The organism is Pararhizobium sp. IMCC3301 (assembly GCF_030758315.1).
GTDB lineage: Bacteria > Pseudomonadota > Alphaproteobacteria > Rhizobiales.
Genome location: NZ_CP132336.1, coordinates 1912438 through 1926378, shown reverse-complemented (window position 1 = coordinate 1926378; position 13941 = coordinate 1912438). Strand labels below are relative to the sequence as shown.

Genomic DNA, 13941 nt, shown 5'->3' with positions numbered 1-13941 from the left:
GTCCTGGCGAAAGCTGACTCAGGCCAGTTTTATAAACAGATGTTCACCGCGTATCCGGGTTTCATAGGTTTTCAGATTTACGCAGACCGGCGCGCCCTTGGCATGTCCCGTTATAAAATCAAACCGACCCTGATGCTTCGGGCATTCGATGATCGTGCCCATCACTAGCCCGTTTGCAAGGGGCACCCGTTCATGGGTGCACAGACCATCGGTCGCGAAATAGCGATCATCATCGGTACGGTACAGGGCGAAATAGCGGCCTTCATGTTTGAAGGTTATCGCATCTTCCGGATCAATGTCCTCCAGCAGGCAGGCCTCAATCCACTGGGCTTCCATAGTCATGTTCCTTGATTTTATGAGATCATTCAGCGGGCCGGAAAACGGCGCCATGATTGTGCGGCACCGGGTCAAGTCCCAAGGGTAATTGCCGGGCAACGAAATAGGCTGGTTCGCGCACCTGACGCAGCAGTGTCGGGATGATTTCACGATATGCGGCGATAGAACTTGGGTAAGGCTTGGGACAATCGTGTTTGATGATCTCATGAAGCTTGGGCAGGGCGTGATAGGGCACCATCGGAAACATATGATGTTCGATATGATAATTCATGTTCCAGTAGAGAAAGCGAAACAGCGGGTTCATGTAAATCGTGCGGGAATTAAGCCTGTGGTCCAGTACATCCTCGGCCAGACCGGCATGTTGGGTCAGGCCGAAATAAATCGTCATGAAGCCGCCATAGATGGTCGGCAGGCCGATCAGCATTGCGGGCAGAATAGACCCGCTCACAACACATGTGAGCGCGACCGCGACCAGGATTGCAAGATAAATACGTGCGATCAGATAGACTTTTGGCCGCTCGGTCTGCGGCACGAAACTGGCTTCATCAGGCGTCAGCCTGCCACTGGCATGTTGCACCAGAGAGCGCAGTGTTTTCCAGGTGCTGGCCAATGCAAAAATATTGAGCAGAAGGGCTTTGATATCCGGCGGCCGGGGCGCGGCAATTTCCGGGTCCCGGCCGACTATAATCGTGTCGGTATGATGCCGCGTATGGCTCCACAACCAGATGGTCGGTTCGCGCAGAATCATGAAACTGGCGAGATAATACAGCGCGTTGTTCATCCAGCGTGTCTTGAACGCTGTGCCATGCCCGCTTTCATGCCAGCGGCTGTCGGAGGACGACCCGTACAGAACACCGTAGACCAGAAAGAACGGTGCCGACCACCAGGTGCCCCAGAAATAAACCGCGCCAGTAGCTGAGCCCAGCAGCGCTGCCAGCCAGATCAAGGTGTCGCGTATGGCCGGTCCATCGGAGCGTCGCATCAGGCCTTTCAGAACTTTGCGGTCGATCCTCACCGAATACCATTCCGCCGCGGCCAGACCATTGTGTTCCGCCAGCACACTGTCACGGCCTACCAGACTGTAGTCACGGGGTGTCGGTTCCACTGGAAAATCCATCATTTTGATGTAATTACCACAGTTTCCGATGCAATCTGCGCACTCGTCAAGCCGTAATACGGATAAACAGCTCTGAAAAGACTGGAATCGCGATAATTTTTGGGCCTCTGTATCCAAACGCCTCAAAATGATGTATTTATGACAATGCTGTTTTAACCTGGAATGGATCTTATGGGTCTGGTAAACCGCCGCCTGCCGAAAGTCAGAGAGATATCCGAGCATGCAGGTGTCTCCAGGGCAACTGTTGACCGGGTTATCAACAAGCGTTCGGGCGTTCAGGCGCATACGCGCCGGCATGTCCTGTCCGTGATTGACGAGATGAGCCGCCAGGTGCCCGGTGCTACGCCTGATACCGCAGATGATCTGTTGCATCTTGACTTCATCATTCCCGATCATGGCAATGCTTTTCTGCTGGAGCAGGCCCATCAGTTGCAGTCTTGCGCGCAACAGCTTGGCACCGTCTCCCTGTCGATCCACCATCCCGATACGGCAAGCGAGGACGAAATCGTCGCGGCGCTGCAGCGCATTGCACCGACGGCCCAGGCGGTTGGCCTTATCGGCCTCGACAGCCGGAAAGTCCGGGAGGCGGTGCGTGAACTTTGCAGCCGGAATATTCCCGTGGTGACGCTGGCGTCCGACATCCGCAATGTGCCGCGGACCGCTTATGTGGGGATCGACAATCATGCGGCCGGCCGGCTGGCTGGATATCTGACTGGCCGAATGCTGAAACCGCCGAAGGGAAAAATCGGACTGGTGCTGGGATCAAGAGCCTATTTCGGACATGAAGAGCGCGAAATGGGATTCCGCAGCGTCTTGCGCGAGCAGTTTCCAACGCTGCGGATTGTCGAGGAATGTGAAGTCCATGAAAATGCCGATCATGCCTACAGGGAAGTCAGCAAAATTCTGTCGGTGCATCCGGATCTTGACGCAATTTATTGCATTGGTGCCGGCCAGTCCGGCGTTGCAAAAGCCCTGATCGATTGCGGATGCGAAACATCGGTGACGTTTATCGGCCACGGGCTTTCGACAGATACACGAAACCATCTGGTCAATGGCGTGATGGATGTGATCATCGAAGAAAGCGCGGCAGAGGAAGCCCGCCTTGCCATTGAATGCCTGGTGGCGGCCGTGCGCCGCAGCGGTGAAATACGTCCCGCAGCAATCCCCATCCATGCTATCTTTCGTGAGAACCTACCGGCAGAAACATGAGTAGACATCTTGACCATATCAGCAGCGGCAGCGTTGCCTTTGACTTCAACCGTTCGGGCGGAAATATAGAGAATTTTGCCGTCACGACAGCGGATGGAACGGTCACAAGGCCGCTGCATACAGCGCCATGGGCGAGCGAAGCTGCTACACTGCCTGATGACATTGCCTTGGTTGAACGACAACTTTCCGGAGACTTTTTCTGTGCCCCTTTCGGCGTGAACCCCGGCGGGCCAATCCATGGCGCGACAGCCAATGGGACCTGGCAGCCCACAGACAGAGTGGAAAGCGTCGATGGGGCGGTGCGTCACACCTACCTGTTGGAAGACCGCGTCCATGGTGCGGTCGTCACCAAAACGCTGACTGTGCGGCCCGGCCATCCAGTGCTCTATCAATGCCACAGATTTGAGGGAGGTTCAGGACATCTGCCGGTTGCGCATCACGCGATGATCAGGGTGCCCGGTGGGGCACAACTAAGTTTCTCGAAAAAGCAGTTCGGCATAACCCCGAACGCGCCGCCTGAAAGCGATCCGCAACGCGGCTTTTCGATGCTGGCCTATCCGCAAAAATTTGAAGGGCTGGACGCGGTCAGGACTGCGGCGGACCAGAGCGTTGACGCAAGTTTCTATCCCTTTTCAAAGCGGCACGAGGACATTGTGGTGATGGCTGAAGCGACAGGCAGTGAGATTGGCTGGTCTGCCGCGCTGGCCGACCAAGACGGGTTCTTGTTTTTTGCCGTCAAAGACGCCAGGGCTCTGCCGGAAACCCTTTTGTGGATGAGCAATGGCGGGCGAAATTACGCCCCATGGTCAGGCCGTCATACATGCGTTCTGGGGATAGAAGAAGCGGCGACCGCCTGTCACGCCAGCGGTGCATTTGCCAGCAGCGACACCAGATCGCCGAGCGGACTGGTTCAGGCGCTTGCTCTCAAAGCCTCGACGGTCCGTGAAATCCGCTATGGGTTCGGCGCCATTCCGGCACCGCCGCATTGGCGTGAAGTGGCAGATATCCGTGTCAGTGCTTCAGAGTTGACGCTGGTTGATGTCAGCGGTGCTGAAATTACGCTGCCCTTTGACGGCACGCATTTCGGACTGTAGTCAACTTTCTTCGGTGATGCGCACATAGATGGCGGTGACGACCAGAATGATCATGCCGAAGAAAATCCGGCGCGTGCCTTCCGGGATTTGCATGACCGTCAGCATGGTGGCCAGCACGGTCAGAATGAGAGCACCGATGATGGTGCCGGAATAGCTGCCACGCCCGCCGAAAATGGAGGTGCCGCCGATCACCGCTGCAGCCACAGAGGGCAGAACGCGCGGCTCCACCAGCGACAGGGACGGGGCCTTGATAAGGCCGAGATAAATCAACCCGGTCAGTCCTGCGATCAGTCCCGACAAAATGTAAAGCGCCATGAGAACCTGCCAGGTGCGGACACCGGCAAGGCGCGCGGCATTTTCATTTTCACCGATTGCATATAACAGCCGGCCAAAGCCAGTGCGCCGCAGACCGACGATGATGAGAATGGCGAGGGGCAGAAACACCAGCAGGGAATTGGGCACACCATAGCTCAGACCGGTGCCAAGCCATGACAGAATATCGGGAACGGACGAACCCGATGCGATCACCGTGCGCTGATAGACCTGCAGACAGCCGGTGCCGATCAGGCCGGTTCCCAGCGTCATGATCAGCGGGTGAACCCTGAACAAGCCGACGCCAATGCCGTTGGCAAGGCCGATCAGCACGGGCGGTATCAATGCCACGAGAATGGCTCCGGTCGGTCCCAATACGGAGAGTTGGCTGGCCGCCACAAAAGCGCTGACGGTCGCGGCCACGCCAACCGACAGATCTATCCCCCCGGTGAGCATGGTCAGGGATTGGCAGGCTGCCAGCATGGCCAGCGGAACGGCAAATTTGATGGTATTGGCGAGCCACCGCTGATTGACGATCCCGGGGACCATAATCTCCAGCGCGACCACCAGCCCGATGAGCAGAACGATCAGCGGCACCAGCGGATAATCACGCATCACGACACGGAATGATCCGGCAAAGCGGGAGGCTCTGGGTGCGGATGGGTTCATCTCTTGCGCGCCTTTGCTGCCAGCAATCCGCCAGCCATGACGACAATCACCATGATTGTACCCTCAACAATCGTTGTGATATTGGGGTCAATCGACATCAGCGTCAGGTCTGTGCGCACCAGCCGCAATATGAATACAGCAATGATCGGACCCAACAAACCGCCTCGGCCGCCACCCAGAGTGACACCGCCCAGCACCACAGCTGCGACGCTTGCCAGCAGATAAGGACCCGGAATAGGTGCGCCGATGCCGGTGGTAGCAGTCAGCACCAGGCCGCCCATGGCAGCAAACAGTCCGGCCATCGCATAGGCCGCAACTTTGGTCCGGTTGACTGCAACACCAGAGCGGAACGCGGCCAGGCTGGAAGAGCCGATGGCATAAACAGAAAGGCCGAAGCGTGACCGTCTGAACGGCCACCAGACAATGCCGAGGCTGACAATCAAAAGGATCAGGGCTTGCGGCACCCATCTGGTCAGATCTTCGGGCACAGCCGGAATGGAAATTGACCCGACCAGCAGATTTTTGAACCATTCGGCAGCTCCACCGCCGGGCGCGTTGAGAATGATCAGCGCTACGCCTTCCCAGACAAACAGCATGGCCAGCGTCACAACGATATCGGGAACTCTGGTCAATACAATCAGCAGGCCATTGATCGCGCCCATGCTGGCGCCGACGAGCAGCACAAAGGGCACGACAAACAAGGCGTATTGTTCGCTGGCTCCATCCATCATCACGGCAGCGGTGACGCTGGTGACAGCCATCATCGATGCAATGGACAAATCGATGCCCCCGGCGATGACGACAACGACCTGGGCCGCGGTTGCAAATGCAAAGGTCAGCGCGGCGCGCGACAGGGATTCAAATCCGGAGGCGCCATAGTTGGGCTGGATGGTCCGTGTGAAGACAAGCAACGCAATGAAGATCGTCGCCAGGCCGATGTTCCAGTAGTGATTGCGCAGAAATTTCATCATGGCAGCTTCACAATCCCGCTTGCTGAGCTTGAGTAGCTGAGCGGTCAGTCAGGCCATAGGCCGCGCGCATCAGAGTCGGTTCATCGGCGTTGTCGGCGCTGATTTCGTCCACCACCCGTCCGCCGAAAATCACTACGGCGCGATCGCAGGCCAGTTGAATTTCCTCAAGTTCGGATGTGTAGAGCAGCACCGAAGAGCCCTGATCGGCCAATTCACGCAGCAGTGGATAGATTTCGCGTTTGGTGCGGATATCAATTCCCCGCGTTGGATCGAAACACAGTAGTGTCTTGACACCCAGCGCAAGCCAGCGGGCAATCGTCACCTTCTGCTGGTTGCCTCCGGACAGCCGCTGCACTTCGCCCTGGGCACGTGTATCGATCTGCAGCCGCTTGATCGCCGCATCGACCTTCTGCTTTTCAGCTCCCATGTTGATCAGGCCCCATTGCGAGGGGCGGGTGTGGAACGGGATCGCTATGTTCTCGCGGACAGAGCGCTGCATCAGCAAAGCGTCGGCACGGTCGCCGGGCACATAGACATGACCGGCGGAGATCGCGTCGGCAGGATGATGAAAATCCTGCTTTCTTCCATCAATCTCGATGGTCCCGCTGTCCGGGCGCATAAAGCCGGCCAGCACTTCGAACAATTCATCCTGGCCCTGGCCTTCCAATGCGGCGATGCCGAGGACTTCACCGGCATGCAGCTCGAATGACACATTTGTCAGCTTGCTGCCGGCGGCGAGGTTTTGCACCTTGAGCCGTGGGATCGAAGCGGCGGTTGTGGCTGCAACTGTGGTTTTCTTCGTGCTGACCGATTTGCGCACGGCGCGCATGCTTTCTCCGAGCATCAATTCGACGATGTGATCCTCGATACCGGGCTCAATGGCGACATCGCCGACGGTTTCGCCGTCTCTCAGAACATTGGCGCGATCACAGACGGCGGCAATTTCCGCAAAACGGTGAGAAATATAGATCACCGAACGATCCAGCTGCTTCTGCTTGCGGACCACGTCGAGCACTTTTTCAACAAGGTTGGTCGGCAGCGCCGCCGTCATTTCATCCAGCAGCAGAATGTCAGGCTCGCTCGCCAATGCACGGGCAAGGTCAACGACACGTTGGATGGCCAGGGGCAGGCGCTGTGCGGTTTCGCTGAAATCGAGATTTTCGATACCCAGCTCATTAAGCCAGTCGCGGAAAGGCTCGATCGGCGTGTTGCCGAGGCGCAAATTGTCATACACATCGAGATCTGGAATCAGAGATGGTTCCTGATAGACCGGAACCAGTCCGGCACGTCGGGCATCGGCTGGCGAACGGATGCGCCTGTGTTCCCCGCGAATGAGGATTTCACCTGCGCTTGCAGAAATCGCACCGGTCAGTATTTTAACCAGAGTGGATTTTCCCGCACCATTGGCGCCCATCAAGGCGATGACTTCACCACTGGCCACTTCCAGCGAAGCGTTGCGCAACGCCGCCACAGCACCGTAGTTTTTGGCAACGCCGGTGGCGCTCAATAAGGAGCTATTCGCCATAAAACAGGATGTCCTTGTTGCGGGCGAAAATGGCGAGAAGGGCCAGCGGCTGAAACCGCCGCCGGCCCATAGTCAGGACAGATTTATTCACCCGGACCTTTACAGGCGATGATCTGTTCTTTGGTGTAATTGGTCCAGCCCGGAATAAAGATGGACACGGGCCATTCCGGATCAAGCGAGGGGTCGGCGGCAACTTTCAGCTTCGCCTTGCCTTCCGCCGTTCCGTTTTCCCACAATTCCGGATCAACCAGAACGACGCGCTGGTCAGGCTTTTCGCCTTCCAGCAGCTTGATTGCCAGGGCGACGCCGGCACCGCCGACGGAACCGGGATTGGTGACCGCCGCACCGACCAGACCATCGACGCTGTTCAACTGGCCGACAAAGCCCGCATTGTCAGCACCGACAATCGGCACCAGCGGCGTGTCGGATTCTACGAAAGCGTCGACAATGACGTTGTCGATGCCCGAGGTCCAGACGCCGCTAAACGGAATTCCGGTGGCGATATAGTCGAGAATCTGCTGCTTGCCCTGATCCTGCTGCCAGCCGGTGAAGACTTCCTGTGCAACTTTGACATCGGGATATTCAGCGAGGGCGCGTTTGAAGCCCTTGTCGCGATCATCATCAGCGGACGCCCCTGCAGCACCGCGCATGTAAATTACTGAGCCGTTGCCACCGATTTGTTCGAACAGCCATTTGGCACCAAGATAGGCGTATTGTTCCTGGTTGTTTGACAGAATATAGGCGGACTCTTCATTGACGCCCTGATCAACCGCAACCACCACAATACCCTTGTCCGTCGCGGCCTTGACTGCGGATTTGATGCCGTCCGGGTTTGATGGATTGACAACGATGGCATCAACACCGGCCTGGATGAGATTGTTGATATCCTCGATCTGACCGGCAGCATCGGTGTTACGATGGGCGATGTTGAGCGACTTCACTTTGCCCGATGCAAGGGCTTCGGCTTTCATGGCGCAGACCATTTCTTCGCGCCAGCCATTGCCCTGCACAGTATTGGAAATTCCGATTGTATATTCCTGGGCCATCGCTGAGCCCATGAAGCCCATGGTCAGAGCGCCTAAAACAGCGCCGGTCACTAAAGTTTTCTTCATGCCAGTTTCCTCCGTTGGATGGATCCGCACTTTTCGGATCTGTTTGAATAGATAACCGCCTTCGCGGCTATTGCTATTTTATGTAAGGGCGCAAAATATCCCGCGCCAAGGCAAATCCTCGTTTTATTTTTTCGTCGCTTCCTTCAAAATCGCTATCTTCATGCTCAATGATGACAGGGCCGTCATACCCAGCGCGATAAAGTCCGGAGAAGAATTCATTCCAATCGACATCACCAAGGCCCGGCATTCTGGGTATCTGCCAACCCATGCCGGCCGACATGATGCCGCGGTCGTAAAGTCCGTCATGATCGATCATCAGGTCCTTGGCATGAACATGGAACATTCGGCCGCCGAACTCGCGGATGAAGCGGCTCTGATCAATCATCTGCCAGATCAGATGGCTCGGGTCGAAATTCATTCCCACATCCCCCTCCCAGGTGTCGAAGATACGACGCCAGATAACTGGCGAGTAGGCAATGTTATGGCCACCCGGCCATTCGTCATAGCTGAAAATCATCGGGCAGTTTTCAAAGGCAAGGCGAACATCGTGATCGCGCGCATAGGCGATGATCTCGGGCCAGATTTTGAGGGCGCGCTGCCAGTTTTCATCGAGGTTTTCGGCGGCATCACCGCCACAAAATGTATTGACCAGGGGAACACCCATTTTCGCCGCAGCGGAGATCACCTGTTTGAGATGCCCGATCACCATATCGCGGTGCGCCGCGTCAGGATGCAGCGGGTTGGGATAGTAGCCAAGGGCGGAGACAGAGAGGTTCTTGCCGGTCAGTTGATCAACGATCTCGCGGCCCTGCGCCTCGGACATCCCGGTGACATCAATATGGGTCGTGCCAGCATAGCGCCGCACCGGCCCGTCGGCCACCGGCCAGCAGGCGATTTCCAGTGCCTCAAATCCTGACGCAGCAGCCCATTCGGCTAGATCCATCAAGGGTGTATCGGGAAAAGGCGCTGTCAGAATTCCAAGTTGCATATTTCCTCCCTTTTTTCAGCGCTGATTGGGCGAAATATCGACCCAGCAACCTTGTTCGGCGCTGCGCAGAACCGCGTCACACACCAGCATTTCATAATGTCCGTCAGCAAAGCTGGCATATCCCGGATGTGACGACGCTTTGCCGTTGCTGACATCCGCATAGATTTCGCGGAACAAGGCAAAAAACGAATCTGCAAATCCTTCGACATGTCCGCCGGGCAGGGCAGCGGCTGCGGCTCCGCGCGCATTCATCAAGGCCGCATCGCGTTGCAGGATTTGATTGGCGCGGTCGCGGTGCCCGATCCACAGATGATCAGGTATTTCGGAATCCCAGGAGGCACCGGATTTTGACCCGTCGATCTGCCATTGCATCGAGTTCTTCCGGCCGGGACTGACCTGACTGATGACAACCGAGCCGCGCGCGCCGTTTTCATAGCGCAGCAACAAAAGGGCAGTGTCGTCGGTGGTGATTTTTCTGGCGATGGTTTCCCCCGACCCGGCTTGCGAGAAAGTTTCCACCGGTCCGACCGGCTGTTGCCTGGTTTTTACGAAGGTTGAAAGTTCGGCCATCACCGAGGTCACTTTCAGGCCGGTGATATAGCTGGTCAGATCGATCCAGTGGGTGCCGATGTCGCCGACAGCGCGCAAGGGGCCGCCCTTGTCGGCTTCAAGCCGCCAGTTCCAGTCGGTGTCAAACAGCAGCCAGTCCTGCATGTAGTGACCGGAGATCAGACGAATGTCGCCAAGCTCATCTTCCGTGACCATCTGGCGGGCATGCTGGTTCAGCGGATAAAACCGGGTATTGTAATTAACCGCAGTGATGAGATTGCTCTTTGCCGCCAATTCCACCAATTCAGCAGATTCCTGCGAAGTCATTGTCAATGGTTTTTCGCAGACCACATGGCGGTCCGAAGCCAGAATCTGTTTGACCTGCTCAAAGTGAAACTGGTTTGGCGAGGTGACATGCACGATTTGAACCGCTGGATCGCTGAGCAGCGTGTCGAGCGTATCATAGGCTCTGGAAACCCCCAGCGCCTGTGCCGCCTGCTCGCCGCGCTGCAGGCTGGAACCCAGAACGCCGACAACATTGATGCCCAAACGGCGCAACGCCTGAACATGAACTGTGCCGATAAAGCCTGTGCCAATCACGGCGGCGCCAATGGATCCGGGACCTGAACCGATAGCTTCACGCAACAGAGTAACCTCCGTCAACATTCAAACAGGCACCGGTAATGAACTTTGCGGCGGGCGATGCCAGGAACAGCGCCGGTCCGGCAATATCCTGCGGATCGCCCCATCGACCCATCGGGGTTCGCTTGTTGACAGCTTCAACATGGGCAGGGTTGGCGCGGCTTTTGGCCGATTGTTCCGTGAGGATGAAGCCCGGGGCGATGCAGTTGACGCGGATTTGGTGTTCAGCCCAGGCAATCGCCAGAGATTTGGTCAATTGGCTGACAGCAGCTTTCGAAGCGCCATAAGCAGGGTTCAGCGGGCTGCCAAAAGACGCGTACATGGATGAAATGTTGATCACGCACCCCTTGCTTTGTTTGAGATGGTCGAGGAACGCCAATGACACCCGAAAGCTGCCTTGCAAATTGACATCGATCACCCTGGCGAAAAAGTCCGGATCCATTTCTTCGCCGCGCGACGTGATTGCGGCGCAATTCACCAGGATGTCGAGGCGATCCGTCGCCGCAGCCAGATCAGCAATTTCCTGGCTGTTGGTGACGTCAAACCGGACATAGTTGAATTCGCCTTGATCTGCTTCCGCCGGGCCAGCTTCTATGCCGGTAATCGTGACATCAGCAGATGCCGCCTTGAAGGCGGCGGCTATCGCAGAACCGATTCCCGCCCGGCTTGCGCCGACGACCAGAACTTTGCGGCCTGAGAAATCAAAATATGCCTGCGGGTCCATTCAAAACCTGCCTCCCGAGCCTTAGCTTTTCACGAGGAAAAGAGAAATACAAGAATATTTTCATTTTTTCCATTTTAGAAATTTTGGTGCATTTTCAGGGAGAGAGGCTGCTGTGTAGACCTGCTGTCGCTGTCAATTTGACGCACTGCCGCGCCGCCCGAGGCTGACAATAATGGATTGGCAGAGCACAAGAGCGGGAACCTGGGAGCGGAAATGCCCGAGGCTGGCTTCCTTCACATAAAGTACGTGATCGGCCAGTTTCACGACTGGGCTCAACTCATTGTCGGTGATGGCCAGCAAAGTGCAATTGCTCTTCGCGGCCATTTCAGCAATCGCCACGGTTTCAGGGGTATAATCGTCAAAGGTCAGGACCAGCAGCGCATCCTTGTTGCGGATCGCACCAACCTGTTCGTTGCGCATGGCGCCGAGATTATCGATCATATGCGCAGGTTTGCCGACTTGTGACAGGCCGTAAAAACAATAGGCGCCAATTCCAAATGCACCCCTTGCGGCCGCGATGTAAACGGAATCGCACTCGGCCAGACTGTCGACAAACGCCTCCAGCGCCTGATCCTGAATGTCTTCGCGTAGGCGCAGCAGTGAATCAACAGCGGTCTGAACAAATGTGTCAAACAGCGCGCGCGGATGGTCAAGATCGAGGCCACGTTCAGCATTCTGGTCACCGGCGTCACCCAGCGCCTTGATGCGGTCGGCATAGGTCATGCGCGGACCAACAAGGCGCTGGCGAAACACATCCTGCAACTCGGCAAAACCGGCGAAACCCAATTCCTTGGCAAAACGGGTGATGTTGGCGGCCGGAACATCGGCCAGCTTGGACAGACCGACGATATTGTAGATTGCAACATCTTCCGGATTGTTGAGGCAAAATTGCGCCAGCTGGCTGAGCCGCCTGGGCAGGCTGTCCTGCCGCGCAATCAACAGCGCCACCAGACTCTGGAAATCGACGATGGGCTGCGGTTTGGCTTGCGGGTTTTTCTTCTCTGGCATTGGATTTATGGTTCGCCCCTTTTGAGAATCTGAATGCAGCCTAACTATCGATGCCGCCGGCGACCGATTGTTCCTGATCTATGATCGATCCGGTCATCGGGGTGGACGCATCGCTGAGCAGATAGACCGCCAGCCGCGCGATGTCTTCCGGCACCAGCAAACGGCCAAAGGGTTGCTGGCTGATGGCGTCATCCAGCCAGCCTTCGCCCTTGCCAAGGATGTGCGCCTGCATGTTCCGTTCTGCCGGCGTGTCTGTCCAGCCAACATTGATGCCATTGATGCGAATGCGATCAAAGCGGTGTTGATGGGCAGAATTTTTGGTGATGAGCGATAGCGCTGCCTTGGTGGCGGAGTAGACAGTCAGATCAGCGGCCCCTCCATGAGCATTGATCGACAGAATATTGACAATTTCACCGGGCCGTTTTTCCGCCTTCAGGTGATTGATGAGGTGTTGTGAGAGGAAGAACGGCTCCTCGGCATTGACCTTAAACAGTGATTGCCAGACTTCGCGGCTGGCATTGTTGGCCGAAGCGCGGGTGGTCAAACCTGCCGAATTAACCAGCGCGTCGATGCGACCGAAACACGAAATGGCTTTGGAAAACAAGCGCTCTGCGGCCCCCGGCGTAGCCAGATCTTCGCTGATCATCAGCGCATCTGCGCCAAGCGTTTTCAACTCTGCCACCACAGCTTCACCGGCTTTCGCGTTCCGGCCGGACACGATAATGGCTTTTGCACCGCTGTTCGCCGCCTCGATGGCTATGGCCCGGCCGATGCCCTGGGTAGAGCCAGTAATCAAAATGATCTTTCCGTCGAGGCGTGCTTGCATGATCGATTAGGTCCCAATGCGGCCGCTTGTGTTCAAAACAGATCAAGCTCACGCGGTTCGCGTGCGCAGATGATCAGCGGTTTTGATGCATTCGTCGCTCTCCTCCCTCAGTGCTCCATACCGGTGATGATGCGCTCGACAGCATCGACGCTGGTCTGTTTGGGATCAATATCGTCAGCCACAATGCGGCCGCGGCGCATCACAACAATGCGGTCGACCACCTGAAAGACATGGTGGATGTTGTGGGCGATAAAGATGCAGGAGTGGCCGGAACTGCGGGCATTTCTGACGAACTGCAGAACGCCCTGTGTTTCCGCAACACCGAGATTGTTGGTAGGTTCATCAAGGATGATCAGGTCGCTTTCAAAATACATCGCCCGGGCGATGGCGACGGCCTGACGTTCACCACCGGACAGGGAACTGATGGGTGTCGCCGGGGGAATGTCTTTTGAGATCCCGACCTCCTTCAGCAGGGTTGAAGCGACGTCCTCCATCTTTGCGATATCGAGCCGGCTGAAAAGCCGTGGCCCCTTGACCGGCTCGCGGCCAAGGAACAAATTGCGCGCGATCGACAGCTGCGTGACCAGGGCGGAGTCCTGATAGATTGTCTCGATGCCGTTTTCGATTGCATCGGTGGTGCTGCGCATATCCACCGGTTTGCCCTTGATGCTGATCGCACCGCTGGTTGCCTGAACGGCCCCGGAGAGAACCTTGATGAGGGTAGATTTGCCGGCTCCATTGTCACCCAGCAAGCCGACCACTTCGCCGCGGCTGACGGATAGAGTGACGTCTTCGAGGGCTTTGACGGGACCGTAATGCTTGGTGATCCGGTCCATCTGAATAAGGGTTTCGGCCATGA

At 56.6% G+C, this 13941-nt stretch carries 14 protein-coding genes; 2 read left to right on the top strand and 12 right to left on the bottom strand.

Features of this window, described 5'->3' with window-relative positions:
• Window positions 1-18: 18 nt before the first annotated feature.
• Together RAL88_RS09310 and RAL88_RS09305 are read right to left on the bottom strand one after the other, a co-directional pair.
• A complete protein-coding gene (locus RAL88_RS09310) occupies window positions 19-336 on the bottom strand; it encodes a MocE family 2Fe-2S type ferredoxin (protein ID WP_306268983.1) in 318 nt (105 codons plus the stop codon).
• 25 nt (window positions 337-361) lie between these two features.
• Window positions 362-1453 (bottom strand): fatty acid desaturase family protein, encoded by a 1092-nt coding sequence (locus RAL88_RS09305; RefSeq protein ID WP_306269632.1) that lies wholly within the window; start codon window positions 1451-1453, stop codon window positions 362-364.
• 171 nt (window positions 1454-1624) lie between these two features.
• On the opposite strand from RAL88_RS09305, the gene RAL88_RS09300 reads away from it, so the two are divergent.
• Window positions 1625-2662 (top strand): LacI family DNA-binding transcriptional regulator, encoded by a 1038-nt coding sequence (locus RAL88_RS09300; protein WP_306268981.1) that lies wholly within the window; start codon window positions 1625-1627, stop codon window positions 2660-2662.
• Window positions 2659-3756, top strand: coding sequence for a hypothetical protein (locus tag RAL88_RS09295; protein WP_306268979.1), 1098 nt, complete (start codon window positions 2659-2661; stop codon window positions 3754-3756). Before RAL88_RS09300 ends, RAL88_RS09295 begins: the two co-directional genes overlap by 4 nt.
• Here RAL88_RS09295 and RAL88_RS09290 read toward each other — a convergent pair whose 3' ends face one another.
• The 10 genes from RAL88_RS09290 to RAL88_RS09245 all read right to left on the bottom strand — a co-directional run bounded on the left by RAL88_RS09290 (window position 3757) and on the right by RAL88_RS09245 (window position 13939).
• Window positions 3757-4737 (bottom strand): ABC transporter permease, encoded by a 981-nt coding sequence (locus tag RAL88_RS09290; RefSeq protein ID WP_371932154.1) that lies wholly within the window; start codon window positions 4735-4737, stop codon window positions 3757-3759.
• Window positions 4734-5708 (bottom strand): ABC transporter permease, encoded by a 975-nt coding sequence (locus RAL88_RS09285; protein ID WP_306268977.1) that lies wholly within the window; start codon window positions 5706-5708, stop codon window positions 4734-4736. Before RAL88_RS09285 ends, RAL88_RS09290 begins: the two co-directional genes overlap by 4 nt.
• 7 nt (window positions 5709-5715) lie before the next feature.
• Window positions 5716-7233, bottom strand: coding sequence for a sugar ABC transporter ATP-binding protein (locus RAL88_RS09280; protein WP_306268976.1), 1518 nt, complete (start codon window positions 7231-7233; stop codon window positions 5716-5718).
• 83 nt (window positions 7234-7316) lie between these two features.
• Window positions 7317-8345 (bottom strand): ABC transporter substrate-binding protein, encoded by a 1029-nt coding sequence (locus RAL88_RS09275; protein ID WP_306268974.1) that lies wholly within the window; start codon window positions 8343-8345, stop codon window positions 7317-7319.
• A gap of 73 nt (window positions 8346-8418) precedes the next feature.
• Window positions 8419-9333 (bottom strand): sugar phosphate isomerase/epimerase, encoded by a 915-nt coding sequence (locus tag RAL88_RS09270; RefSeq protein WP_306268972.1) that lies wholly within the window; start codon window positions 9331-9333, stop codon window positions 8419-8421.
• Between the two features lie 15 nt (window positions 9334-9348).
• Window positions 9349-10548: a Gfo/Idh/MocA family protein gene (locus RAL88_RS09265; RefSeq protein WP_306268971.1), complete on the bottom strand. Its 1200-nt coding sequence runs from the start codon at window positions 10546-10548 to the stop codon at window positions 9349-9351.
• Window positions 10520-11248: an SDR family NAD(P)-dependent oxidoreductase gene (locus RAL88_RS09260; protein WP_306268969.1), complete on the bottom strand. Its 729-nt coding sequence runs from the start codon at window positions 11246-11248 to the stop codon at window positions 10520-10522. Before RAL88_RS09260 ends, RAL88_RS09265 begins: the two co-directional genes overlap by 29 nt.
• Window positions 11249-11380: 132 nt before the next feature.
• A complete protein-coding gene (locus RAL88_RS09255; RefSeq protein WP_306268968.1) occupies window positions 11381-12256 on the bottom strand; it encodes a MurR/RpiR family transcriptional regulator in 876 nt (291 codons plus the stop codon).
• Between the two features lie 40 nt (window positions 12257-12296).
• Entirely contained in the window at window positions 12297-13082 is a 786-nt protein-coding gene (locus RAL88_RS09250) for an SDR family oxidoreductase (protein WP_306268965.1), read from the bottom strand.
• A 107-nt stretch (window positions 13083-13189) separates the two neighbouring features.
• Window positions 13190-13939 (bottom strand): ATP-binding cassette domain-containing protein, encoded by a 750-nt coding sequence (locus tag RAL88_RS09245; RefSeq protein ID WP_306268964.1) that lies wholly within the window; start codon window positions 13937-13939, stop codon window positions 13190-13192.
• Window positions 13940-13941 lie beyond the last annotated feature (2 nt).